The sequence below is a fragment of the Hymenobacter humi genome (genome assembly GCF_042665855.1).
Taxonomy (GTDB): domain Bacteria; phylum Bacteroidota; class Bacteroidia; order Cytophagales; family Hymenobacteraceae; genus Hymenobacter; species Hymenobacter humi.
In genome coordinates, this window is record NZ_JBHTEK010000004.1 from 68454 (window position 1) to 90912 (window position 22459).

35 protein-coding genes and 3 pseudogenes are annotated in these 22459 nt (G+C 64.0%); 22 read left to right on the top strand and 16 right to left on the bottom strand.

All coding sequences use genetic code 11. The features are described 5' to 3' along the window. Positions 1 to 10: 10 nt before the first annotated feature. Positions 11 to 448 (bottom strand): annotated as a pseudogene (locus ACFQT0_RS28200) (DUF4158 domain-containing protein); the annotation flags it as partial. 197 nt (positions 449 to 645) lie between these two features. On the opposite strand from ACFQT0_RS28200, the gene ACFQT0_RS28205 reads away from it, so the two are divergent. Beyond that, entirely contained in the window at positions 646 to 1260 is a 615-nt protein-coding gene (locus tag ACFQT0_RS28205; RefSeq protein ID WP_019949548.1) for a recombinase family protein, read from the top strand. A 208-nt stretch (positions 1261 to 1468) separates the two neighbouring features. Here the strand turns inward: ACFQT0_RS28205 and ACFQT0_RS28210 are convergent, their stop codons facing one another. Both ACFQT0_RS28210 and ACFQT0_RS28215 read right to left on the bottom strand, forming a co-directional pair. Next, positions 1469 to 2350: a helix-turn-helix domain-containing protein gene (locus ACFQT0_RS28210; protein WP_140467141.1), complete on the bottom strand. Its 882-nt coding sequence runs from the start codon at positions 2348 to 2350 to the stop codon at positions 1469 to 1471. A 96-nt stretch (positions 2351 to 2446) separates the two neighbouring features. After that, entirely contained in the window at positions 2447 to 2740 is a 294-nt protein-coding gene (locus ACFQT0_RS28215) for a putative quinol monooxygenase (RefSeq protein ID WP_019949546.1), read from the bottom strand. 446 nt (positions 2741 to 3186) lie between these two features. Between ACFQT0_RS28215 and ACFQT0_RS28220 the strand changes: the two genes are divergently transcribed. The 4 genes from ACFQT0_RS28220 (at position 3187) to ACFQT0_RS28235 (ending at position 5307) form a co-directional block, all read left to right on the top strand. Next, complete coding sequence (locus ACFQT0_RS28220; protein ID WP_380206593.1) at positions 3187 to 3384, top strand: hypothetical protein; 198 nt, start codon at positions 3187 to 3189, stop codon at positions 3382 to 3384. A 32-nt stretch (positions 3385 to 3416) separates the two neighbouring features. Further along, on the top strand, positions 3417 to 3800 hold the full coding sequence (locus ACFQT0_RS28225; protein WP_380206595.1) for a recombinase family protein: 384 nt from the start codon (positions 3417 to 3419) through the stop codon (positions 3798 to 3800). 119 nt (positions 3801 to 3919) lie between these two features. Continuing rightward, positions 3920 to 5068 carry an LPD29 domain-containing protein gene (locus ACFQT0_RS28230; protein ID WP_380206597.1) on the top strand — a complete coding sequence of 383 codons (1149 nt, stop codon included), beginning with the start codon at positions 3920 to 3922 and terminating at the stop codon, positions 5066 to 5068. Then, positions 5026 to 5307, top strand: coding sequence for a hypothetical protein (locus ACFQT0_RS28235; RefSeq protein ID WP_380206599.1), 282 nt, complete (start codon positions 5026 to 5028; stop codon positions 5305 to 5307). The genes ACFQT0_RS28230 and ACFQT0_RS28235 overlap by 43 nt, the downstream gene beginning before the upstream one ends. A 296-nt stretch (positions 5308 to 5603) precedes the next feature. On the opposite strand, the pseudogene ACFQT0_RS28240 reads toward ACFQT0_RS28235, so the two are convergent. After that, a pseudogene (locus ACFQT0_RS28240) lies at positions 5604 to 5978 on the bottom strand (recombinase family protein). A gap of 64 nt (positions 5979 to 6042) precedes the next feature. Between ACFQT0_RS28240 and ACFQT0_RS28245 the strand changes: the two are divergent. The 17 genes from ACFQT0_RS28245 to ACFQT0_RS28325 all read left to right on the top strand — a co-directional run bounded on the left by ACFQT0_RS28245 (position 6043) and on the right by ACFQT0_RS28325 (position 15342). Beyond that, positions 6043 to 6963: a LysR family transcriptional regulator gene (locus tag ACFQT0_RS28245; RefSeq protein ID WP_380206601.1), complete on the top strand. Its 921-nt coding sequence runs from the start codon at positions 6043 to 6045 to the stop codon at positions 6961 to 6963. Between the two features lie 116 nt (positions 6964 to 7079). Next, positions 7080 to 7457, top strand: coding sequence for a hypothetical protein (locus tag ACFQT0_RS28250; RefSeq protein WP_380206603.1), 378 nt, complete (start codon positions 7080 to 7082; stop codon positions 7455 to 7457). Positions 7458 to 7679: 222 nt separating this feature from the next. Then, entirely contained in the window at positions 7680 to 8609 is a 930-nt protein-coding gene (locus tag ACFQT0_RS28255; RefSeq protein WP_380206605.1) for a YeiH family protein, read from the top strand. Continuing rightward, on the top strand, positions 8606 to 8776 hold the full coding sequence (locus ACFQT0_RS28260; RefSeq protein ID WP_380206607.1) for a hypothetical protein: 171 nt from the start codon (positions 8606 to 8608) through the stop codon (positions 8774 to 8776). Before ACFQT0_RS28255 ends, ACFQT0_RS28260 begins: the two co-directional genes overlap by 4 nt. A 140-nt stretch (positions 8777 to 8916) precedes the next feature. Then, positions 8917 to 9207 carry a hypothetical protein gene (locus ACFQT0_RS28265; RefSeq protein WP_380206609.1) on the top strand — a complete coding sequence of 97 codons (291 nt, stop codon included), beginning with the start codon at positions 8917 to 8919 and terminating at the stop codon, positions 9205 to 9207. After that, on the top strand, positions 9153 to 10046 hold the full coding sequence (locus tag ACFQT0_RS28270) for a c-type cytochrome (protein WP_380206611.1): 894 nt from the start codon (positions 9153 to 9155) through the stop codon (positions 10044 to 10046). The genes ACFQT0_RS28265 and ACFQT0_RS28270 overlap by 55 nt, the downstream gene beginning before the upstream one ends. Before the next feature lie 74 nt (positions 10047 to 10120). Then, positions 10121 to 10336: a hypothetical protein gene (locus tag ACFQT0_RS28275; protein ID WP_380206612.1), complete on the top strand. Its 216-nt coding sequence runs from the start codon at positions 10121 to 10123 to the stop codon at positions 10334 to 10336. Beyond that, positions 10278 to 10616 (top strand): DsrE family protein, encoded by a 339-nt coding sequence (locus ACFQT0_RS28280; RefSeq protein ID WP_380206614.1) that lies wholly within the window; start codon positions 10278 to 10280, stop codon positions 10614 to 10616. The genes ACFQT0_RS28275 and ACFQT0_RS28280 overlap by 59 nt, the downstream gene beginning before the upstream one ends. A gap of 53 nt (positions 10617 to 10669) precedes the next feature. After that, positions 10670 to 11626, top strand: coding sequence for a molybdate ABC transporter substrate-binding protein (locus tag ACFQT0_RS28285; RefSeq protein ID WP_019949220.1), 957 nt, complete (start codon positions 10670 to 10672; stop codon positions 11624 to 11626). Positions 11627 to 11687: 61 nt separating this feature from the next. Further along, on the top strand, positions 11688 to 12404 hold the full coding sequence (locus tag ACFQT0_RS28290; RefSeq protein WP_227610421.1) for a substrate-binding domain-containing protein: 717 nt from the start codon (positions 11688 to 11690) through the stop codon (positions 12402 to 12404). 78 nt (positions 12405 to 12482) lie between these two features. Continuing rightward, the gene (locus ACFQT0_RS28295; RefSeq protein ID WP_380206616.1) at positions 12483 to 12725 is read left to right on the top strand and encodes a hypothetical protein; all 243 of its coding nucleotides are present in this window, start codon (positions 12483 to 12485) and stop codon (positions 12723 to 12725) included. Positions 12726 to 12790: 65 nt separating this feature from the next. Further along, the gene (locus tag ACFQT0_RS28300; RefSeq protein WP_019949217.1) at positions 12791 to 13078 is read left to right on the top strand and encodes a hypothetical protein; all 288 of its coding nucleotides are present in this window, start codon (positions 12791 to 12793) and stop codon (positions 13076 to 13078) included. Between the two features lie 3 nt (positions 13079 to 13081). Next, complete coding sequence (locus ACFQT0_RS28305) at positions 13082 to 13732, top strand: TMEM175 family protein (RefSeq protein WP_019949216.1); 651 nt, start codon at positions 13082 to 13084, stop codon at positions 13730 to 13732. A gap of 83 nt (positions 13733 to 13815) precedes the next feature. Further along, the gene (locus ACFQT0_RS28310; RefSeq protein WP_019949215.1) at positions 13816 to 14301 is read left to right on the top strand and encodes a hypothetical protein; all 486 of its coding nucleotides are present in this window, start codon (positions 13816 to 13818) and stop codon (positions 14299 to 14301) included. An 88-nt stretch (positions 14302 to 14389) separates the two neighbouring features. Beyond that, positions 14390 to 14752, top strand: a complete 363-nt coding sequence (locus ACFQT0_RS28315) for an MBL fold metallo-hydrolase (protein ID WP_380206618.1) — start codon at positions 14390 to 14392, stop codon at positions 14750 to 14752. Continuing rightward, positions 14749 to 15051: a hypothetical protein gene (locus ACFQT0_RS28320; RefSeq protein ID WP_380206620.1), complete on the top strand. Its 303-nt coding sequence runs from the start codon at positions 14749 to 14751 to the stop codon at positions 15049 to 15051. Before ACFQT0_RS28315 ends, ACFQT0_RS28320 begins: the two co-directional genes overlap by 4 nt. A 9-nt stretch (positions 15052 to 15060) precedes the next feature. Beyond that, positions 15061 to 15342, top strand: coding sequence for a YidH family protein (locus tag ACFQT0_RS28325; RefSeq protein WP_019949213.1), 282 nt, complete (start codon positions 15061 to 15063; stop codon positions 15340 to 15342). 104 nt (positions 15343 to 15446) lie between these two features. Here ACFQT0_RS28325 and ACFQT0_RS28330 read toward each other — a convergent pair whose 3' ends face one another. The 12 genes and pseudogenes from ACFQT0_RS28330 to ACFQT0_RS28385 all read right to left on the bottom strand — a co-directional run bounded on the left by ACFQT0_RS28330 (position 15447) and on the right by ACFQT0_RS28385 (position 22318). Beyond that, positions 15447 to 16205, bottom strand: a complete 759-nt coding sequence (locus ACFQT0_RS28330; RefSeq protein WP_380206622.1) for a YncE family protein — start codon at positions 16203 to 16205, stop codon at positions 15447 to 15449. A gap of 38 nt (positions 16206 to 16243) precedes the next feature. Continuing rightward, positions 16244 to 16705 (bottom strand): YncE family protein, encoded by a 462-nt coding sequence (locus tag ACFQT0_RS28335; protein WP_380206624.1) that lies wholly within the window; start codon positions 16703 to 16705, stop codon positions 16244 to 16246. Next, positions 16689 to 16919, bottom strand: a complete 231-nt coding sequence (locus ACFQT0_RS28340) for a hypothetical protein (protein WP_380206626.1) — start codon at positions 16917 to 16919, stop codon at positions 16689 to 16691. Before ACFQT0_RS28340 ends, ACFQT0_RS28335 begins: the two co-directional genes overlap by 17 nt. A 99-nt stretch (positions 16920 to 17018) precedes the next feature. Continuing rightward, positions 17019 to 18110, bottom strand: coding sequence for a hypothetical protein (locus tag ACFQT0_RS28345; protein WP_380206628.1), 1092 nt, complete (start codon positions 18108 to 18110; stop codon positions 17019 to 17021). A 256-nt stretch (positions 18111 to 18366) separates the two neighbouring features. After that, the gene (locus tag ACFQT0_RS28350; protein ID WP_380206629.1) at positions 18367 to 18633 is read right to left on the bottom strand and encodes a hypothetical protein; all 267 of its coding nucleotides are present in this window, start codon (positions 18631 to 18633) and stop codon (positions 18367 to 18369) included. After that, positions 18539 to 19195: a YncE family protein gene (locus ACFQT0_RS28355; protein WP_380206630.1), complete on the bottom strand. Its 657-nt coding sequence runs from the start codon at positions 19193 to 19195 to the stop codon at positions 18539 to 18541. The genes ACFQT0_RS28350 and ACFQT0_RS28355 overlap by 95 nt, the downstream gene beginning before the upstream one ends. Beyond that, positions 19192 to 19773: a YncE family protein gene (locus ACFQT0_RS28360; RefSeq protein ID WP_380206632.1), complete on the bottom strand. Its 582-nt coding sequence runs from the start codon at positions 19771 to 19773 to the stop codon at positions 19192 to 19194. The genes ACFQT0_RS28355 and ACFQT0_RS28360 overlap by 4 nt, the downstream gene beginning before the upstream one ends. Positions 19774 to 19869: 96 nt before the next feature. Further along, the gene (gene copM / locus ACFQT0_RS28365; protein ID WP_051103019.1) at positions 19870 to 20214 is read right to left on the bottom strand and encodes a CopM family metallochaperone; all 345 of its coding nucleotides are present in this window, start codon (positions 20212 to 20214) and stop codon (positions 19870 to 19872) included. A gap of 216 nt (positions 20215 to 20430) precedes the next feature. Further along, positions 20431 to 20622, bottom strand: coding sequence for a LytTR family DNA-binding domain-containing protein (locus ACFQT0_RS28370; protein ID WP_380206742.1), 192 nt, complete (start codon positions 20620 to 20622; stop codon positions 20431 to 20433). A gap of 310 nt (positions 20623 to 20932) precedes the next feature. Beyond that, positions 20933 to 21148, bottom strand: a pseudogene (locus ACFQT0_RS28375) (LytR/AlgR family response regulator transcription factor); the annotation flags it as partial. Then, positions 21045 to 21986: a sensor histidine kinase gene (locus tag ACFQT0_RS28380; protein ID WP_380206744.1), complete on the bottom strand. Its 942-nt coding sequence runs from the start codon at positions 21984 to 21986 to the stop codon at positions 21045 to 21047. The pseudogene ACFQT0_RS28375 and the gene ACFQT0_RS28380, both read right to left, overlap by 104 nt. Continuing rightward, on the bottom strand, positions 21986 to 22318 hold the full coding sequence (locus tag ACFQT0_RS28385; protein ID WP_380206635.1) for a hypothetical protein: 333 nt from the start codon (positions 22316 to 22318) through the stop codon (positions 21986 to 21988). The genes ACFQT0_RS28380 and ACFQT0_RS28385 overlap by 1 nt, the downstream gene beginning before the upstream one ends. Positions 22319 to 22459: the final 141 nt, after the last annotated feature.

The following is a 22459-nucleotide window of genomic DNA, read 5'->3' on the forward strand; positions in this document are numbered from 1 at the left end:
CCCGCGTGATGAGGTCGGCCAGCGTGTTGTAGGTGGGCAGCTCCAGCCGGTGCTCGTGCAGAAACAGCACCAGGTAATCGAAGACCGACGCCGGCTTCAGGTGCTGGCTGCTTAGGCGGACCGCCTCCTGGTACAGCCGGTCCGCCGCGGCCGCCTCGAACCGCGCAATACCCAGTTGCTCGCACAAGAGCTGCTGGTGGGCATAATAGCGGGCATCGGCGTAGCGAAGCGGGTCAAAGTCGGCGGGCCCCAGGCCCAGCTGCTGGGCCACGTACGCCACATCGGCCGCGTGGTAGCGGGTGGCCACGTAGAAGCGCTGGCTAATCTGGAAGTAGCCCAGCTGCAAGACAAACCCGACGCGGTTGCCCGGCGCCAGCATCCGGGCCAAGTGAACATCCGCCCAATCCGGGACGGCAAAGACCCGGGCCTGCTCGGCCGCTGGTACCAGCGGGGCTGCTCGTAGAGCTCACGCTCCTTGCCCAGGTGAATCCGCAGGTGCGTGGCCATAAGCTACCCAAAAGGCGATGGTGTAAACGACCGTTATTTCTACCCACCAATGATAGCGTTAACGTCCATGTAAAGGTATCGAAAACCGGTACCTTTACGAAGCGCATTTACCTTATCGCTAACCTGCCCGTTTTGCCCATGCTATTTGGCTACGTCCGCGTCTCCACGAGCGCCCAATCGGCCGAGAGCCAGAAGAGCCTCATCGCCCGCTATCTGGTCGAGCACCGCTGGACCCTCGACGAGTGGATTGAAGTAGAAATGTCTTCCCGCCGCACCGCCGGGCAGCGCCGCCTGCCCGAGCTGCTGGCCAAGGTTGCTGCCGGCGATACGGTCATCGTCTCCGAGCTCTCCCGGCTGGGCCGCTCGCTGCGCGAAGTGCTGGGCCTGATTGAAGAGTTGATTCACCAGAAGCGGTGCCGGCTGATTCTGGTCAAGCAGGGCCTGGACCTGGACCCGCAGAATCACCGCGACATGACCCACAAAATCCTGCTCACCATTTTCGCCATGCTGGCCGAGCTGGAGCGGGACTTCGTTTCCGAGCGCACGAAGGAAGGCTTGCGGGCGCGGCGCGAGCAGGGCATCGTGCTGGGCAAGCCCAAGGGTGTGGTGCAGCCCTCCATGTACGACGCCGACCGCGAGCGGATTCTGCACCTGCACGCGCTGGGCGTACCGCTCACCACCATCGTGGACGTGCACCTGAAGTACGGCAAGTACCTCTCCCTGAAAAACTACCTGGCCAAACTGCAGCGGTAACCGAGCCGAAATGCCGCCCCCTAACCGGACGACTCGGAGGTTTTACCCTATTTGTTTAACACCACCTAAATTACCTATATAATTATAATTTTTTTATATACTATGCGCCGTATGGGGTCTCTTTGGGAGCCAGCAGCCTATAGAAGAAAGCCTGCGGTCTGGTTGAGAAAAACGATTTCTCCAGCCAAACGCTAGCAGCTCAACAGCGCTAGCTTTCTTCTGCTTTTGCGAACCCAACTGATTCACGAAAAAACTGCGGCGATACGGCCGTATTTTTCTTGAAGAAGCGGCTGAAATAGTATTCATCCCCGAAGCCCAGCGCGAAGGCGATAGCCTTGACGGATTGACTGGTTAGGTACAGTTCGCGCTTGGCCTCCATAATGATTCGCTCCGTGATGAGTTGGCTGAGCGTCTTCTGATAATGGGACTTGACTAGGCGCGTTAGGCTTCGGGCGGGAACTCGTAACAGGTCGGCATACTCCCCGGCCGTGTGCAGGTGGCGGTAGTGCGTATTAATGGCATCTTGAAGTTGCTGCAGGAGCCAGGGCTCCCGGCCAGACGGGTTCTGCTCGGTGCCTAACGCGGGCTGTGCAGTACGAATACGGATAGCTTTCAGCAAAAAGAGCTTCAGATATAATACGATGGACTCTTGTTGTGCTACCTCTTGACGCCGTACTTCCTCTTGCATCACAGCTGCCAGGGCGGCAAATTCACGCACCGCCTCTGTTGTAACCGGGAAGAAGGGCGGCTCAAAAATGGTGTTGAACAAGATGCCATTGCTAGCTACCTCCTGCTGATGCCGGTAGATGCAGAAAAAGTCGGCATGAAAATCCAGGACCAGGCCCGCTACAGCGGTGCTGGCTTGGATAGTGTAAGGTTGGTAAGGGCCAAAACAACACAGCGTACTGCCAGCAAACAGGTAGGTGGCAAAGTTGGCGCGTATCTCGCCGCTGCCCTGCGTAAGCAGAATGAGGGAGTAATAATTATTGCGTTGTAAGTAATTAAACGGGGTGTCGTCGCTAAAGGAGTAGCTTCGAAACGCTAATTCACCCGTGTGCGGATGAGTTAGCAGGAGACAGTCAATCGCCATCGCGTGAGAAGAATAGCAGCTAGCCAACGGGACTAACTGCCCGCCAGCCCCTAAAGCGACCTATGCCCAGGCATAGGTCGCTTTAGGGGCTGGTAATTATTTGGCAGCCAAGATAGCTACTTGTTCAATGACAGGCGGCACGGCCAGCAAGTCGGCCGCATGGGCCATCAACGCAGCGGCAATAGGGCCGTTAAGATGCGCCTGCCGGCCTGCTTCATCCGGAAAGGTATCAAAGATACCGAAGGTGGCCGGCGCCAGCTGAATAGCATACCAGGTTATGGTAGCCGGCTCTTGCTGAGCCAGGGGCAGAGCGCCCGTCAAAAAATCGAGTACTGCCTGCTCTTTACCGGGCTTCGCTTCGAGCCGGACCAGCAATCCTACATTCTTCATGGAAGTGGGGGTTAGGTAAATTGATATAACAAAGGTGCTGCCTCTCTGAAAGGATTAACATGGACGGACGCAACTAGTGGCTGGACAAAAAGACCATGGCCGCTTCAAACCAGTATGTGAGCTCGTGTATCATGGTTTACCTGGCCCCGAATGGTGCAGTGGCTGTTGCAGAACTCGGCACGATGCAAAACGTGAAGGGCTTGAGGCTTCGAGCCAGGCTAGAAAAGAACATGAGCAGGCCGTTCATCTAGGCTCAGTAACTATTATACGTAGTTGCTGAGCTGCCTTGAGAATTCTGTAAGGGGTTCTTTTGCCAAAAGGGCGGATTTACACGCTAAGCCCGGTTATCAAAGAGGGTTATAGTACTGCCTGAGAAAGACTGATTCTACGCTGTAGAGCGGGTGCGTGCTGCCTATCAACAAGGAACTCCTTTTTGATAACCTCCGATGCCCGCCAACCCGACCGACCAGCCCACCCGCGTGGCGCTCTATGCCCGCGTCTCCACCCTCGACAAAGGGCAGGCCCCGGAGACGCAGCTGCGCCCCTGCGCGAGTACGCCCAGCGCCGCGGCTTTGCCGTTGTCGATGAATACGTGGACTAGGCCTCGGGTACCAGCGAGGAATGAACTCAGTACAAACGGATGATGGCGGCGGCCAAGAACCGGTAGCTCGACGCGGTGCTGGTCCGGCGCTACGACCGCTTTGCCCGCTCGACCCAGGCGCTGGTCAACGCGCCGAAGGAATTCCAGAGCCTAGGGGTGGACTTCGTCTCCTACCAGGAAAATATCGACACCACCACGCCCACGGGCGAGTTGGGGTTCCACGTCATGGCTTCGCTGGCCCTGTTTGAGAGCACGCTCATCAGCCAGCGCGTGCGCGCCGGCATGGCCCGGGCCAAAGCCCAGGGCAAGCATGTGGCCCGGCCGCCACTGGCCCAGTCTAAGCAGGAGGCCATTGCGCAGCTTCTGCGCAATGGCTTATCTATGAATCAAGTCATCAAGCAGTTAGGCCTGGCCTATGGCACCGTCTACAATTACGCCCAGAAGCTAAAAAGTGCTTAGCGTGTAAATCCGCCCTTTGGGAAGAAGAACCCCTTTTAGCCATGGACTCGGAGGTTTTACCCTATTTGTTTAACAACACCCATAGTATAAGAAAGCAGCATAAAAACAACGCTTTAGCTATGAAAACCGCCGCCCAAACCCTCGACCAAGTACGTCAGTTTTTTACCGAAAATGCCCGGCAAGTCCAGGTGGAAGGGGTAGCCGATTCGGTAGCCGTGGGCTATGTTCGGCAGCGGGCAGGCCAGTTTACCTATGCGGTTTTCTACGGCAAGCAGGGCAAGCCAAAACTACATTACGCCGCCAAGTCGGAGGCCGACGCTGAGGCGCAAATCATCAAGGCGCTGACCCAGGCCGGAAAGAACGCCGAGCGCCGAGTAGAGGAACGCAAGTCGGGCCGGGCTCCTTTCCACGAGCGCCAGGAAGGCAATATTACGTGCCGCAGCTACACCGTCGCCGGCACCGCGCAGCTCATCCGGGAGGCCCTGAAAGTAGCCTTTCCAGGCGTGAAGTTCAGCGTAACCTCAGACAGCTTCGCCAACGGCACCGCCGTAGATATCCGCTACCAGGATGGACCCACCCGCAAGCAGGTTGAGCAGGTATATGCCCCTTTCATTAGCGGCCACTACAACAGCGCCGAGGATATGTACGAGTACCACCGCGAGGCTACGAAAGTGGACGACAGCGGCAAGCTGCTACGCCTGAGCTACGGGGCCAAGTATATCCACGAGCACCGCAGCTACTCGCCGGCTTATGGCTTTTTCCTCAACTCGCTAGACTTGCGCCAGGCCCCGACGCTGGCCGAGCAGTTCGCCTCCTTCTACGACTGGCACCACCGCCAGCGGTACAACATGGTAACCAGTTGGGGCGAGAACGCCGGCACCTACACCGTGAGCAGCGACAGCAGCCACGGCGACTTAGAGCGCTTTGCCGAGGCCCTGACGGTACAGGGCCACGCGCCCGAACTGGCCACGGAAGGCCACGAGGTTACGCTGACCGTGCAGGGCAGCCCCAGCGCCGCCCCGGCCGTGCCGGTGGTTGCGCCCGCCCAGGGGCAGGAGCCCACCCAAGAGAAGCCGGCCGCCGAGTTGACCGACCCCACCGCCGAAATTACCACGGAGGCCCACGCCGCCCAGGTTGGGGCGCGGATTGATGCCCTTTGGGCACTGGCCGAGGAACGTTGGCAGCAGGGGGCCGGCCGCTCCGCTTCATCGGGTGCTCTTACTACGTGGTCGATTCCCGCCAGATGGAGGACCGCAGCGCCTACCTGAGCGAAGTAGAAGCCGCCGAGGTTCACCAGCTCACCATGCAGTTCAGCCTCTACACCAACGACCCGCAGCGGGCGCACCTGCGCGTACTTGACCGGCTGGCCCACCTCAAAGCTGGGCGCGAGGCCGACGACCAGACCGCACAGGAGTACCGCGCCGCCGAAATGCAGTGGCTAAGCGACCCCGGCCAGGATAGCACCGACCGCGAATTTGAGGCGGCAGAACGTAGCTGGCTGGCTTAGGCAGCGCCCCCTCCGGGGGAAGGCAAGGGGCCGGCCGGCCCAGGAACAAAAGGAATTGCAATTGCAAAAAGTTGGCCTTGGTTAAAAGTTTGGTACAAAGGTTAAACGGGCGGGGCCGCAGGAGACTCCCAGTCGAAGGCAAAAAGGGCCTCCAAATCGAAGGGGAGTGAATCTTTTAGGGCGTCGTCCGAGAAATCGAACTCGCCGTTCAGATTGATGTGCTGCCAGCTCGCCCGTGAGCTGGCAGCACATCAATCTGCCACGGACTAGCGCTCGGCCGCCGGGGCATGAAGCAGCTACTGGTTGGGACAAAGGCAATTCCAACAGACGATTACGTTCTGCACCAGCCGTTTGCAAGGGCCTGCTTGCGTGGGTGGTCGCATGCCCGCCGTCGCCCGCTCATGGATACTCTCGCGGCCATACCCAGCCAGCGCGGCGAAGAGGCCCAAGACCGACCGCCCGGCCGGGGTGGCCGTATCGATGCCTAGGTCCAGAGCGACGAAGCGGACCTGCCGGGCGTGCAGAGCGGCCACCACCTACATGATGTGGGTGCTGTTGCGGCCCAGCCGGTTCAGGCGGGCTAAAGTCACCGTGTCCCCGGCACGCAACGTGGCCAGCCGCTCGGTGAGCACCGCGCGCTGTGAGCGTGCCGCTGATTTTTCCCAAATCAGGCGGTCTACGCCCGCGACCTTTAGTTGTCCATATCAAAATGTCACATCTGCGTACTTTGCCGCCATGTCCGATTTCCGTCTGCGCGTATTTGCTGCCGTGGCCCGGCACCTGAGCTTCACCAAGGCCGGGCAGGAGCTGTTCGTGAGCCAGCCGGCCGTCACCAAGCATATCCGGGAGCTGGAGGCGCAGTACGGCCAGCGCCTACTAGAGCGGCGCGGCAACCGCGTGACCCTCACCGAAGCCGGCCGCCTGCTGCACACGCACGCCGAGGCCGCCGCCGCCGCCCAGCAGCAGCTGGAAGACCAGCTGCTGGGCCTGCGCGACCCCGACGAGGCCGCCGGCCGCCTGCGCCTGGGGGCCAGCACCACGCTGGCCCAGTACGTGCTGCCGGGGCTGCTGCCCGCCTTCCAGGCCCGCTACCCGCAGGTGCAGCTCTCGTTTCTGAACGCCAACTCCGAGCGCATTGCCGAGGCCCTGCTGCGCAGCGAGCTGGACCTTGGCTTCGTGGAGGGCCGCACCAAGAGCCACGACTTGCACTACGAGCCTGCTGCTGCCCGACGAGCCTGGTGGCCGTGCGCCGCACCACGCCCGGCGGCCCGCCCGCCGCGCCGCTGCCCCTGGCCGAGGCGCTGGCCCACCCGCTGGTGCTGCGCGAGCGGGCTCGGGCACGCTGGAAATCCTCGAATTTGCCCTGCGGGCGCAGCACATCAAGCTCAGCGCCCTACCCGTGGCCATTTACCTGGACAATACGGAAGCCATCAAGCGCTACCTCGAAGCCGCGCCCACCGCCCTGGGCTTCGTGTCGCGCCGGGCCCTGGACCGCGAGTGGCGGCCGGGCTGCTCGAAATCGTGCCCATTGCCGGGCTGCACCTGGCCCGGCAGTTTGAGGCGGTATCGGTGCAGGGGCAGCCACTGGCCCGGCCGGCGCAGCGGTTCCTGAGCTTCGTGCAGGGGCAGCTGAAGGGGGCAAATAAAAAATGGTGATGCCGGATAACTATTCTGTATCCGCTGAAAGCAACACTTTATGAGCAGCTTACGTACCATTGCAGCGTAGTGCGGACCGGGTGGTTCGCCCATCTTCACCCGACTTGCTTATACTCATGGAAAACACTCCGCAGCCCGCCCCAACCGATGCGCAACCCGCCGCCGAACCGGCCGCCCACGATGGCACCCCGCACTACGGCGACTTCGGCCACCCCGCCGACCCCACCGCGCCCCGCCACTACCAGGCCCCGACCAACGACGGCTCGAACGACAACCCCGACGAGTTCAGCGAATTTCGCGGCAAAAATGCCTCAGCCACCGAGCAATACTGCCTACCCGGTGCTATTGCTGACCCAAATTTGCAGCGCGGGCACGTCGAGCAAAACCAGCACCCCGAAGCCATTGCCGCAGCCGAGGGGGCAGCGACGCCGAAGAGCGCGCCGCCTACGCCCTCGACGACCCGCGCTACGCTGGCGGCGACGTATTCGATTTGAAGGACGAGCAAACCGGCTTCTAAGCCCTCAGGCCAGTAGTTCATCCGTCCAGCGGCCGGCTCGTGGTGTACGAGCCGGCCGCTGGCGTTTCCAGCCCTCGCGGCGGCCGGCTTGGCCACGCAAAACGGACGCGCCACCCTGGCTCGGCCCGGGCAATCAATAACCTTTGGTTATGCAGGATAATACTATTGGATAATCCAATCGGTGGGCAACGCCGTATATTTGCCTCAGAAACAAACCCCTCCCGCTCATGGCCCTCCCAGTTCAGCCCACGCCGCTTCAAGCTTCCACCCCGCTGCCCGCCCCTGCCCCGGCCGGGGAAACCGCCGCCCCGAATTCAACGAAACCACCGGCTTCTTCCGCCACCTGCACACGCCCCGGGTGGTGTTCGGGCAGGACTTCACCTTGAAGCAGGTGGTGTTCGTGCTGTTCTTCGTGTTCTGCCTCACGCCCTGGGCCTCGCCGCCCATTGCCCTGGCGCTGGGCCTGCTGCTGGCCCAAACCATCGGCAACCCCTTCACCACGCAAACCAAGCAGGCCACGGCCAAGCTGCTCCAGTTCTCGGTTATCGGGCTGGGCTTTGGCATGAATGCCCACGCGGCGGTGCAGGCCGGCAAGGAGGGCATCATTTTCACGGTGGTGTCCATCTTCGGCACGCTGCTGCTGGGCCTGGTGGTGGGCCGGTGGCTGGGGCTGGGCAAGCACGTGGTGCATTTGATTTCGTGCGGCACCGCTATTTGCGGCGGCTCGGCCATCGCGGCCATCGGACCGGTGCTGCGGGCCAAGGACGAGGAAATGTCGGTGGCGCTGGGCACGGTGTTCGTGCTCAATGCCGTGGCCCTATTCGCCTTCCCGCCCATCGGCCACGCCCTGGCCATGACGCAGAACCAGTTCGGCCTGTGGTGCGCCATTGCCATCCACGACACCTCTTCGGTGGTGGGGGCGGCGGCGGCCTACGGCAACCAGGCCCTGGAAGTGGCCACCACCGTGAAGCTGGCCCGCGCCCTCTGGATTATCCCAATTTCCATCGGCACGGCCATGCTATTCAAGCAGAAGGGCGTGAAGGTGAAAATTCCCTACTTCATCTTTGGTTTCATCGCCGCCATGCTGGTCAACACCTTTATTCCCGCCGCCAAGCCCTGGGCCCGGTGATGGTGAATCTGGCCAAAATCGGCCTCACGGTGACGCTGTTCTTTATCGGCGCGGGCCTCTCGGCCAAGGTGGTGCGCTCGGTGGGAATAAAGCCCTACGTGCTGGGCATTCTGCTCTGGGTAGTGATTTCGACCGGCTCGCTCTACGTGATTCTGCACACGGTCTAGCCGCCTGAACGGGGCAGAGCGGCCGAATGGTAGCGCTTGCTTTGCCCGATTTAACTAATTGACTGTCTGCATTCCGCAAAACAAGTTGTTTTGCGCGCTGGCTGGCCATTGCCGCCTGTTTCACCTCTCTCCTTGGCCTCATGGAAACCACTCCCGACCCCTCGCCTCGGCTGCAGCCGGAAGACAAGCAGGCCTTCATCAAAATCGCTGGCCTGCTGACCTGGGTGATTGCCCTGATGGTGCTGGTAGTAGCCGTGACGGCCTACATCGTCGTCTTCAACCCCAAAACGCCCGACCTGCTGGCCGATGCCCCGGCCACGACGGCCGCCGCTGCGAGTGGGCCTGCGGCGGGCTTGCCTGACGTTGCCGGGGGGCTGTGGGGAGCAAAACCAACTTCTTCCAGCCCGCCCGCTTCGTGCTCGACAGCGTGAAGCCCGACCCGGAGGGCCAGCTCATCCGCTACGGCCACGAGCTGATTGCCCACACCGCCCACTACCTCGGCCCGCAAGTGGCCAACCCGGCCCTGCGGCTGGCCGGCAGCAACCTGGCCTGCCAGAACTGCCACCTGCAGGCCGGCCAGAAGGCGTTTTCGGCCCCCTACGTGGGCATCTGGGGCATTTACCCCACCTACAAAGGGCGCGAGGATGCCATCAGCACCCTGGAGGACCGCATCAATGGGTGCATGACGCGCAGCCTCAACGGCCGGCCCCTGCCGGTGGACGGCAAGGAGATGAAGGCCATCATCACCTACATGAAATGGCTGGGCCGCCAGGTGCCAGTGGGGGAGAAGGTGAAGGGCCAGGGTTTTGTTAAGTTCACCATGCCCAACCGCGAGGCGAATCTCGGGCAGGGCAAAATCGTCTTCGCCCAGCAGTGCACCAGCTGCCACGGAGCCAATGGCCAGGGCCGCCTCAACGGCACGCTGGCCGCCGATGGCTACCAGTACCCGCCGCTGTGGGGGCCCGACAGCTACAACGACGGGGCCGGCATGCACCGCCTGCAAACGGCGGCCCGCTTTATCAAGGCCAACATGCCTTTCGGCGCCACGGCCGAGCACAGCATCCTCACCGATGACGCCGCCTACGACGTGGCGGCCTACATCAACTCGCTGCCCCGCCCGCGCATGGCCCACCTGGAAAAGGACTACCCCAACCTGAAAAAGAAGCCCGCCGACTGCCCTTACCCGCCTTACGCCGACCGGTTTACGCAGCACCAGCACCAGTTTGGTCCCTACGCGGCGATGGAAGCGGGCAAAAAGGGCGGCGAGTAGCCCCGCACCGATTTCCAGTTTCACCCCTTTCGTTTTCACCGCGCTGCTTCGGTGGTGCCCTTTCCCCAGTTGCCATGAAACACCTGCTGCTGACCGCCGCGCTGCTCGCCGGCCTCACCCTCTCGGCCCGCGCCCAGACGCCCGCCACCCGCAACGCCACCGCCATGCATGACCGCGAAGCTTTTCAAAAAGGTGCCTTCCAAGGGGCCACGGCCGACCAGGCCCAGTACCATGTCATCTACCAGGCTCGACAGCGACGACCCCAAGCTCATCCAGCAGACGCTGCGTAACATCGGCAACGCGCTGGAGGACAGCCGGCTTAAAGGCAAGCTCACCGTGGAGCTGATTGCCTTCGGCGGGGGCACCACGCTCTACCGCAAGGACCAGCCCTACGAGGCCCAGCTCACGGCCCTCAAGCAGAAAGGCGTGATTCTGGCCCAGTGCCTGAACACGCTGAAGGAAAGGAAAATGAGCAAGGACGAGCTGCTGCCGCTGATTTCCTACGTGCCCAGCGGCAACGGCGAGCTTATTATCCGGCAGGCCCAGGGCTGGTCGCTGGTGCATCCGTAGCGCCGGGCTCTCCGCTGCTTTCGTGCTTTTCTCCGCTTTCCTTACCCAACCCCATGAAACCCCTTCCGCACCTGCTGCTGGCGCTGGCACTGGCCGCCCCGGCCGCCCTTTTCGCCCAGACCATGCCTATCCAAAAGCCCACGCCGCCCGAGCCGGCCCACCGCTTTGACCCGCCCTGGAACGCGCCGTTTCAGGCTGGAGTGCCCTTCACGGTGCCGGGCATCGACAACGCGCCCGACCTCTACGGCGACGTGGTGGACCCGCAGTTGGTGGTGTTTTTCGGGGGCAACCAGTTCATGGTGCTCGATGATTTGCTGAAGGAGTTCCGCAAGGCCCACCCCGAGTACGTGCGCATTTTCGTGGAAACGCTGCCGCCCGGCATCCTGGCTAAGCAGATTACGCAGGGCAGCCTGGTAGTAGGCAACCTGCGCATCGAGCTGAAGCCCGACGTGTACGCGGCCGGCAAAAACCGCATGGATATGACGCCGGAGTGGTTTGCCCGCACCACCAGCTACGCCCAGAACCGGCTGGCCATCCTCGTGCGCCAGGGCAACCCCAAGAAGGTGACCAGCCTGCGCGATTTGGGCCGGCCCGAGGTGCGCGTGAGCATGCCTAACCCCGAATGGGAAGGCATCGGCAAGCGCATCGAGGAATCGTACGAGAAGGCCGGGGGCGCGGCCTTGAAAACGGCCGTGATGACGACCAAAGTGAAAGCCGGCAGCACTTACCTGACCCAGATTCACCACCGCCAGTCGCCCCTGAGGGTGCTCTACGACCAGTCCGACGCGGCCCCGGTGTGGTACACGGAGGCCTTTTATCAGAAAATGCTGGGCCACCCGGTGGAAAGCGTGGCCATCCCGGCCAAGGAAAACATCATGGCCAACTACGTGGCCGGGGTGATGAAAGCCGCGCCCCACGCCAAGGCCGCCGAAGACTTTGTGGCCTTCCTTAACAGCCCAGACGGGCAGGCCGTGTACCAGAAATACGGCTTTTTGCCGCCCGTTAAGTAACGCGCTAATACCCATGAAAACATCCCCGCTTACCCGGCTCCGCCGCTTCGCTCTATTGCTCATGTCTCCTGCTCTGCTCGCGGCCGCGCCGGCCGCCGCCCAAACCCTGCACGTGTACGGCCCCGGCGGCCCGGCCACGGCCATGAAGGAATGCGCCGCCGCCTTCACCAAACAAACCGGCCTGGACGTGGCCGTCACGGCCGGCCCCGAGCCCAAGTGGCTGGCCCAGGCGCAGCAGGACGCCGACCTGGTGTACGGCGGGGCCGAGTACATGCTCACCCAAACGGAGCTGGCCCACCCCGGCTTTATCGACGAAGCCAGCCGTACCAGCCTGTATGCCCGCGAGTCGGCGGTGCTGGTACGCCCGGGCAATCCGCTGCACATCAAGCGGCTCGAAGACCTGGCCCGGCCCGGCGTGCGCCTGCTCGACGTGAACGGGGCCGGCCAGATGGGCATGACCGAGGACATGGCCCGCACCCCGGCCCTCATCAGCAACCTGCAGCACAACACCAAAACGTCGGTCAAAACCAGCGCCGAGGCCGTGGCCCTCTGGCAGCAAAAGCCCCAGGACTACGACGCCTGGATAACCTATGCCTCCTGGCAGCCGCGCCTGCCCGGCTCGGCCCTCGTGCGCCTGCCCCGCGACCAGCGCGTGAGTCGGGGCACGCCCATTGCCCTCACCCAGCGCACCACGCAGGCCGCCGCGGCCCGGCAGTTCGTGGCCTTTCTGCAGTCGGCCGACGGGCACGCCATTTTCCGCCGCAACGGCTGGGAATAGGCCGGGCGTTGGCGGCCGGAAAGCAAACACGAAGAACGTCCTGCTTCGGCTGCGCTCAGCAGGACGGGCAAATGGCTCTTGGTTTTCACTATTCCACCTTGCTTTCCCGCATTCGCATGGCTATTCCTTCGCTTCCGATGCCGGTGCCTAGCACCCCGTTGCCCGCCGCCCCCGGCCGACCACGAAACGCCGCACTGGCTGTTTCGCTACGTATTCAGCCAGGACCCCAAGACCATTGCCAAACAGTACCTGCTTACGGGCATGGCCTGGGCTCTGGTGGCGGGCACGCTTTCCACGCTGTTTCGCTTGCAGCTGGGCTAACAAAGCAAGTTTGAAAATACGGGCCGCCGTACCTGCGGCAACCGCTTCTCCATCATCCAAACCCCATGACCCGTCTCGCTCAACTCCCCGGCCTGCTCGCCCTGACCGGCCTGCTGCTCACCGCCATCAACCCACCGGGTCACGGCCAGGAAGGCGGCAAAATGCTCAAAAAAGAAGGCAAAACCGACGACAAGTTGCTGCGCGAAAACCGCCGCATGATGCGCGACGGCCGCGTGAACCACGGCCAAAGCCTGAGCAAAGAGCCCAAGCTCGTTCGGGAGGAAGACCGGCTGGACCATCGCCAGGCCCCCGCCCCGCGCAAAACCCGGCGGGCGGGCGGTTCGCCGCGCTAGCCGATGGCCCAGTCTTCGTCCCACGCACCGCCCCTGGCCTACACTGAAGTAGCGGGCCAGAGCCTGCGCCGCATCGAGTCGCTCAGCGACGGCGTGTTTTCCATCGCCATGACCCTGCTCGTGCTCAACCTGCGGGTGCCGGCCGCCGCCCTCGTGCGCACCGAGGCCGACGTGGGGCCGGCCCTGCGGGCGCTGCTGCCCAGCATCGGGGGCTACGTGCTGGGGTTTCTCTCGCTGGGCATTTTCTGGGTGTGCCAGAGCACGCAGTTCACCTACCTGGCGCGCAGCGACCGCCGGCTGGCCTGGTGGCACATTGCCTTTCTGCTGGTGGTGGGGCTGCTGCCCTTTTCCACGGCGTTTCTCACCACCCATTTTCCCCTGCGCGGGGCCGTGCTGGTGTACTGGGCCAACCTGCTGCTGCTGGGCGGGGCGTTGCTGGGCAGCTACCGCTACGCCCAGCGCCACGGACTGCTGCGGCCCGAGCACGCGGCCGTGGGCCGGGCCCTGGTGCGCCGCCTGGGCCTGATGCAGGTGCAGTACGCGGCAGCGGCGGGCCTGTGCTTGCTCAGCGTGCCGGCCGGGGCGGGGCTGCTGCTGCTGGTGCAGCTTAACTACGCGCTGGGCCTGGTGGCCGACCGCTGGCTGGGCGACTGAAGAACCCATCGGGGCCAAATGGTGCCGCGTGGGTGGCCGTATACTCCCCCATTGCCTGTCCTATTTCCATTCTGCTCCCTCCCATGAAAAAACACCCCCGCCTGTACCTGGGCCTGCTGGCCGGCGTGGTCGCCATCACCGCTAATACGCTGGTGCTGAAAGCGGCCCCGCTGATGGCCGTCAACGCCGAAAGCGGTGGCCTGCTCAAGCTTGTGCTGCTGCATACCACGCCGGTGTTGCCGGCCGGGCTGCTGCCCGTGGTCAAAGCCGAGGGCTTCAAGCTGCTGTTTCATTACCTCACGGGGCTGGGCATGGTGGGGCTGTACGTGCTGGTGTTCGAACCCCGGCTGCCGGGCAATGGCTGGGTAAAAGGCGGCCTGTTTTCGCTGCTGCCCTGGGTCCTCAACGGCTTCGTGGTGCTGCCGCTGCTGGGGCAGGGCTTGGCGGGCGGGCACGTGCTGACGGCCGGCGGCATGGCGTACTTTTTTGTTGCCAACGCGGTGTTCGGGCTGGTGCTGGGCGGGCTGTATGCGTACCTGCGCCAGCAGCAGGAGGCGGCAGGGGTCTAGCAGCGCTTGTTTCCGTAAGCGTTTGCTAGTTAAATTTCCGCTCTTCTCGGCGCGCATTTCCGTCCTGCCCCACTATTTAAGTCTGGTCATGAAAATCACCAAGTACATCCATTCCTGCCTGCTGTTTGAGCTGGATGGCCAACAAATTCTCTTCGACCCCGGCAAGTTTTCCTTCAACGAAGGCCTGGTGCAGCCGGAGGTTTTTAAGGACGTCTCGGTCGTCCTCATTACCCACGACCACCCCGACCACCTTGATGTGGTGGCGCTAAAGAAAATCGTGGCCCTGCGCCAGGCCGTCATCATTTCCAATCGTGAAGTGGCGGCCGAATTGAAAAAGCACGGCCTGGCCGTGCAAATCCACGAGGAAGGCCCCTGGAGTTGGGCGCGTTTCAGCTGCACGCCCTGCCGGTGCAGCACGAGGCCATTCTCGACAGCCCCTTGCCACAGATGACAGCCTGGCTGGTGAATGGCAAGGTGCTGAACCCGGCCGACTCTTTTGCCCATAATCTGCTCCCCTTCGCGGGCGTGGAGCTGCTCATTCTGCCCATCACCGCGCCTTTTCTCACGGAGCTCGTGGTGGCCGATTTCGCCCTGAAAATGCGACCGCAGCAGATTCTGCCAGTGCACGACGGCTACATCAAGCCCTTCTTCGTGCAGCAGCGATACGCGAACTACGGGCCGTACTTTGAGAAGCACGGCATCACGTTTCACCGGCTGGCCGAACCGGGCGCGGCCATTACCCTCACGTAGCCCACCCCCATGCCGCTTACCCCCACCAACCCCCTCACCCTGTCGGACCGGCTGGCCCTGCAACGGACCCGGCTGGCCAATGAGCGGACCTTGCTCACCTACGTGCGCACCAGCCTGGCACTGGTGGGCTTCGGGTTGGCGCTCCTTCAATTTCACCCCGAGCGGGGCGGCCGGTTGGGCTACTCCGCGCTGGCCGTGGCGGGATTGGTGCTGGCGGTAGGGCTGCTGCGCTTTCGGGCGCACCGCCGGGAGCTGGCGGCCTGCCAGCTCCCGGCTGGCGGCGGTAGGTGAGCGGCAAAGGCCCACCCGGCGCTACCCGAGGCGAAAGAGTTTACGCCCATAAAAAAGGCCCCTGATGCCTCATGCACCAGGGGCCTTTTTGGTCGGCGGCCGGCTTACGGCTGCGTGAGCGTGACCGCGCCGGCCGGGTTCTTGTCGCCGAGCACCACCACGGCAAAGCGCCCCGCCAGCCGCAGCCGAATCTGGTAGTAGGCGTTGACTTCGACCGCGCCCTCGGCATCGGTTTTGAAAGAAATGACGGGCTCCGGGGCCACCAGCGTGGTTTTATTGTCCGATAAGTATAAGGTGTAGTTCGTGTTCGGGGCCAGCCGCTTGAGAGCCAGAATCAACTCGTCCACGTCTTCTACCGGCCGGATAACGGCCACGCCGCCTACCCCGGGTACCGGCTGCGTACCGACGGGTACCAGGCGCAGGTTAACGGGCGCGACTGGCACAAAGGCTTCCAGGTTGCCGGTGCCGGGACTGCCACCGCCGGCCTTCACCACGTAAATGATGGCGTTCGGGTCCTGGCCACTGGGAGTTTCGCTCAGCTTGGTATTGGTTTTGGTATCGATGCTCACCAGCGCGTCGCCGTATTCCAGGCCTACGTACACCTTGCTGCCGTCGCCATTGGGCCACACGCCGTGCGGATTGGGGCCCACCGGAATGGTGGCCACCAACTGGCGTTGGCGGGTGTATACCTTCACCGCGTTTTCGCCGCCCACGGTTACGTAGGCAAAGTCGCCGGCCGCCGCGCCGCTGAAGCGGGTGCCACCGCCGGGGCCGGCCAGGTTCACGTGGTTGGTGCCGGGGCCGGTGTCAATCACGCCCTCCACGGCGTAGGTCTGGGCATTCACCACCGTCACCTTGCCCACGTCCTTGTGCGTAAGCCATACCTGCTGGCCGTCGGCCGTTACGGCCAGGTTAGGGAAAACTTGCTCACCACCGGTACGCGCGCTATTACTTCGCGGGTTTTCACATCCACCACATCCAGCTCGGCCGTGAAGGAGTGGTCCACAAAGGCCACCTTGCCGTCAGGCCGGAACACCACCATGCCGGGGCCCGGCGCAGTCTTGATGTTTTTCACGGCCTGCATTTTCTCCACGTCAATCACCGTTACGTAGTCGGCCCCGCGTACCGTCACCCAGAACTGCTTGCCGTCGGGCGTGAAAAAGCCCTCGTGGGGATTACGGTCCACATACACGGTGTTCTTAATGGCGTTGGTGGCCAGGTCGATGAACACCACCGCGTTGGTAAGGGTAGCAATGACGCCCAGCGTCTTGCCGTCGGGCGAGACGCCCATGCCGTGCACGTTGGTTTCCCGGTCGTAGAGCGGGCTCAGGAACTGGGGCCGCCCTTTACCCAGGCGAATCACGCCCAGCAGGCTGGTTGGTGTTCGGGTCATGCACCGACACCGTGTTCGACGACTGGTCGGACGTGTACACCCGGTCGCTGGCGCTGGGCGCTTGAGGGCCGGGGTCGGCCGGCACTACCATGTCGGGCTGGGCGTCCTCATCGTTATTTTTCGAGCAGGCCCCGAGCAGCAGGGTGGCCGCGAGGGCGAAAGTGGAGAAGTTAGGAATGCGCATGGAAAAATAAAATGGAGTGGAAGGGATGCTAAAAAATGAAGGCTGGCTCGTCGTGAAACGGGCCAGCCTTCGGGCCGTTACGGGGCTACGGCCTAAAATTCAGGGCCTTAGCGCGGGGCCGGGGTCAGCAGGCGGCCGTTGGCCACGGGGCTGATTTGCACCACCTGGGTGGCGCTGCCGGTTTTGCCCGCCGCGTCGGTTACGGCGGCTTTGATGGTGACGCTGGTTTTGCCGCCCAGCTGCAGGGTGCCGCCCACGCTCCAGCCGAAGGTGGTGCGCACGAAGCCGCTCGGGTCCAGGCTCGCTGCCGGCTGTGTTGAACACCGGGGCTAGGTTGCCGCCGGCCGGAATCACGTTGCCGTTGGGCTGGAGCAGGGGCACGTCGAAGGTGACTTTCAGGCCCGGCACGTAGCGGTTCACGCCGGCGTTGGATTGCGTCTTGTCTTCAATCGTGCCGCGGTCAGCGGCGGGCTTGCCGAAGGCACCGTCCCCGTTTTCGGCCACGTTGATGCCGTTGCGCGACTTATCGAGCGCCGACACCTGGATGAAAAACAGCGCGCCGCTGGTGGGCGGGGCCGGCAGCACACCCGCCGTCTGGATGCCGGGGCTGATGCTGGAGGGGGTGCGCGGGGCAATCATGGTCACCGTGGGGCCGTCGGGGTTGTCCACCGTGCCGTAAGTGATGGGTTTGGGGGCGGGCGTCAGGGCCTCACCGCTGAGGGCCCCGTTGGGTCCGGGGCCTACCTTCAGCAAGCGGGTGGCCGTGACCTTGCGGCCGGCGCGGTCCGTTACGGAAGTAGTCAGCGTGCAGCTGGTAGTACCGGCCGCCACCGACTCCAGCACGTGCCAGCTCACCCAGGTGGTCACGCCGGGGCCGGGCGTGTCGTCGGTGCCCGCAATGTTGAAGAGCGAGGCCAGGTTGGTTCCCTTGGGGATGGTGCCGCCGTCGGGCTTAATCAGGTCCACGTCGAGGCTGGCCGTGAAGCCGGGCAGGTTCACGTTGGGCTGGCCTAGGGCGGCGGTGTTGCGGATGTTGAGGCTTTCCTTGGTGGGGATGGTGACGGTGTCCTTGGTCACGATTTCCAGGTTGATGGCGAAGCCCGTGCCGTTGTAGTCGGCCGTGGTGGCGTTGCCCAGCCGCCCGCCGGGCATGATGGTCGCGCCCTCCACCGGCGAGACGATGTTGAGCACCGGCGGCGCGCTGGTGTCGGCGATGGCCTCGTTGTCTTTCTTGCAGCCGCCGAGCAGCAGCGCACGCCGCCACCGGCAGCAGAAACCGTTTGAGCGACTGCGCCCGCGAGCTGATGCCAGTGTGTTGATTGAAAATGGATTGCATGTTGTAGGGTTGTGGTTACAAGTGAATTCAGTTTAGATTAGCTCGGCATTGCAGCAGGAATGGTTGTCCCGGCGGCCATTAATGGCCTTTGGGTGGGCGTCCAAAGGCGGACTATTCGGCCACCAAAACGGGTTCGCTGTCAGCGGCTTTGGGCGCCACGATTACCCGCGAAAACGTTTTGCCGGATGTATTCAAATCCCCGCCCGCGATGCGCTGCACCGGCCCTAGCGCCTGGCCCATGGCCCCGCCTTTGGCGTCGGTGCGCACGGTGGTCAGGGCGTAGTCACGGGGGTAGGGTGCCTTGGTGCCGCTGGTCAGGAAGATGTCGTAGTCGGTGTTGGGCGTCAGGCCGCGCAGGGCGAAAGTGGCCAAATCCACCAGCCCTTCCGAGCGCAGGGTCATGGTGCCGGTGGCGGGGCCGGGCGTAGGTGGCTTCAAGGTGCGGACGATGGCGGGCTGGTCCACCAGGCTGCCGGCCCAGGCCGGTGGCGCCGGCCGCGCCGGCCGGCACGGCGTTGGGCACGTACATCAGGGCCATCGGGGCCTGCCCGACTTTTATTTTGGCCAGCACTTTATTGCTCGCGGTGCTGATGGCCACGGCCGAGTCGCCGTTTTCCAGACCCACGTACACCCGGCTGCCATCGCCCGAGGGCCAGATGCCGTGCGGCAGCGCCCCCACCGGAATGGTGGCCAGCTGCTTAAAACCCGGGGCGCGGCTGTACACCTTCACCACGTCCTCGCCGCCCACCGTCACGTAGGCCAGCTTGCCGGCGGCCACGTCCACCGTGGCCACGTGGTTGGAGATGGGGCCGGTCGTCAGCACGCCGCTGATGGTGAGCGTCTTGGTATCCAGCACCGACACCTTGCCCACGTCCTTGTGCGTGAACCAGATTTGCTGGCCGTCCCGGGTAGGGAAGATATTGGGCGAGAAGGGGCTCACCACGGGGACTTTTTGATGACTTTGTAGGTGGCCACGTCCACCACCGCCAGCTCGGGCGAAAAGCTGGAGCACACGAAGGCGCGCTGGCCGTCGGGGCTGAAGGCAATCTGGCCGGGGCCGTTGGGCACGGGCACGCGGCGGGTTTCGCGCAGCGTGGCCACGTCGATGACGGAGAGGTAGTCCTCGCCGCGCACCGTTATCCAGGCCTCCTTGCCGTCGGGCCGGAACGTAGCCTCGTGCGGGGCGCGGCCCACGTACACGCTGCCCCGGATGGCATTGGTAGCCGTTTCGATGAACGTGACGTTATTGGAGCCCACCGACACCACGGCCAGCAATTTGTGGTCGGGCGAAGCGCCCAGGCCGTGCACCAGCGCCTGCCCTTTGTAGAGCGCCGAGAGCAAATCGGGCTGCGGCTTGCCCAGCACAATCTGGCCCAGCAGCTTGTTGTCGACGGGGTCGATGACCGAAACGGTGTTGGAAATCTGGTCGGCGGTGTACACCCGGTCGCGGTGGCTCACGGCCTGGGCCGCGGCGGCGCTGGTAATGAGCAACAGACCGGGGAGAAGGGAAAATTTCATTTGGGATTGGGAAAAAGAACGTCATGCTAAGCATGTGGCGCATCAAGCCAGGAGCGCAGCCGTAGTCGAAGCATGACGGTTCTGATTGATTGGGCGCTATTTGCCAGAACTCTGGCTCGCCACCGGATGCTGCTTCAGCCAGGCGGCCATCTGCTGAATCTCGACCTGCTGCTCGGCGATGATGCTTTGGGCGAGGCGGCGCAGGGCCGGGTCTTTGCCGTAGAGCAGCTGCAGGCGGGCCATGTCCACGGCACCCTGGTGGTGGGGCAGCATCATGGCCGCGAAGCTGGCGTCGATGTCGTTGGGGTTGGCGCCGGTCATGCGGCGCATGCCCTCGTCCATCACCACCATCACCGAATCCATGCCGTGCTGGAAGGCGGCGACCGGGGTGCCCGGGGCGGCCATGCCGTGGTTCATGTGCATGCCGGCCATGCCCGGCATCGGGGGGCGCTGGCCGGGTGGTGTTGGGCGCGGGCCGCAACGGCTCCGCCGAAGGTGAGCGCCAGCAAAAGAGGAGGGATTTGGTCATGTCGTGCACCGGGGCCGCCCCGTTAGCGGGGGCTGGTGCGCTAACGGGCAACTCCAGAAGATGAACGCCCGACACGGGCCAACTGGACCTATCCCGGGGTGAACCGGCCTTTTGCTGCCCGGCCCGGCTCAGGCGAAGCGCTTGAGCAGCTGCTGCACCCCGGCGCTGTAGCTGCGCGAGGAGGTGACGTGCTGCCCGTTGGCCATGCGAAACAGGTACTCGCCGTGCGACCAATGCTTGAAGTCGACGATGTGGGCCGGGTTGATGATGCACGAGCGGTGGATGCGTAGGAACACGGCCGGGTCGAGCCGCTCGGCCAGGCTGGCCCAGGGCCGTGCGCAGCGGGTAGTGCCCGCCGGCCGCGTGCAGCAGCACGCCGTTGCCGGTGGCTTCGAAGTAGCACACCTCGGCGGCCGGCACGAAGAAGCTGCGCGCCGGCAGTTTCACCAGAAACTGGTCCTGGTAGTCGGCCGCCGGGGCGGTCCAGCTGTGCAGCAGGGCCTCCAGGCTCGGGGACGCGGGCCTGGTCCTGGCGCAGCGCCAGCGCTGCTGCACCCGGCCTACGCAGTCGGCAAACCGGTCGGGGTCCAGCGGTTTGAGCAGGTAATCGACGGCGTGCAGGGCGAAGGCCTGCACCGCGTACTGGTCGTAGGCCGTCACAAACACCACCAGCGGGAGCGGCTGGCCGGCCGCCTGCAGCCGCCGCAGCACCTGCACGCCATCAAGGTCGGGCATCTGCACATCAAGGAAAACGACGTCGTATGCGCCGGTGTGCAGGGCGGCGAGGGCCTCGGTGCCGTTGGCGGCTTCGCCCGTTACGGCCAGCGCCGGAAAATCGGCCAGCAGTTCGCGCAGCAGGCTGCGCGCCAGGGGCTCGTCGTCGACCAGCAGCGTGCGGATGGGGCTCATGCGGGCTCTGGGGTAACGCCCCCGCCGCCCGCCGGAACGGGATGGACAGGCGCAGGCAGTAGCCGCACGCCGGGGCCGACTCCACCGCCAGGGCATAGTCCGGGCCGTAGAGCGTGGCCAGCCGGCTTTCCAGGTTGCGCAGGCCGATGCCCCGCGCGGCGGTGTCGGCCGCGCCCCGGCCGTTGTCCTGCACTTGCAGCAGCAGCCGGTCGCCCTGTTTTTCGGCCCGCACGGCCAGCTCACCGGCCCCGGCGCGGGGCGCCAGGCCGTGGCGCACGGCGTTTTCCACCACTGGCTGCAGTAGCAGGGCGGGCAGCAGCGCCCCTTCGGTATCGGGGGCAATGTCGTAGCGCACGGCCAGCCGGTCGGGGAAGCGGGTTTGCTCAATTTCGAGGTAGAGGCGGGTGAGGCGCAGCTCCTGTTCCAGGGTCACTTCCTGCTCGTCGGTGCCTTCCAGCACCAGCCGCAGAAACTGGCTGAGCTGGGCCAGCATGCGCCGGGCGGCTTTCACGTCCTGGCTCATCAGGGCCGACACGGCGTTCATGGAATTGAAGAGAAAGTGCGGCTGGAGCTGCATTTTCAGGGCCTGCAGCTGGGCCTGCACCAGGCTGGGTTTCGAGCTGGGCGGCCCGCACCCGGCCTTCGCGGTACCGCTCGCGGTACTGCACGGCGTAGGCGATGCAGAGCAGCATCCAGTAAATGGGCACCCAGCTGTTGGCGTTGGCCACGACCTCGGCGAGGAAACCCGGCCCGGCACGGCCCCGCTGCCGTGCATCACGGCGGCGTACACGAGGCGGTAGGCCAGGGTGAGGACGTAGCTGGCCGCCGCGTGGGCCAGCAGGTGCCGCAGCCGGTGGCGGCTCTCGGTGAGGTTGAAGCGGGCCGCCAGGGCAAACACCACGGGCGTGAGCAGCCCCAAATCAGGCCGTGCAGCAGGCGCCCGCCCAGGGCCTCGCGCCAGTCGGTGGGCGTGCCGGCCGAAAGGTTTTGCACGAAAATCAGCAGCACCATGAACCCGCTGAACAGCAGCCACGCCAGGGCAATGGTGGAGCCGCTCACCAGGGGCGGGGTCTTCTGCGGTTCCGGGGGCCGGGCGGTCGTGCTCATAGGCTTTAAAGGTAGCCAAACCCACCGCCACCGCGCCGTCCTGGCATTCAGAATGGCCTTTTTGGCGGGCCAATGGGCCTTCGGGCCGGTATTGGGCGAGCTCGATTACCCCGCCGGGGCTAAGCGCACGGGAAGTTTGTG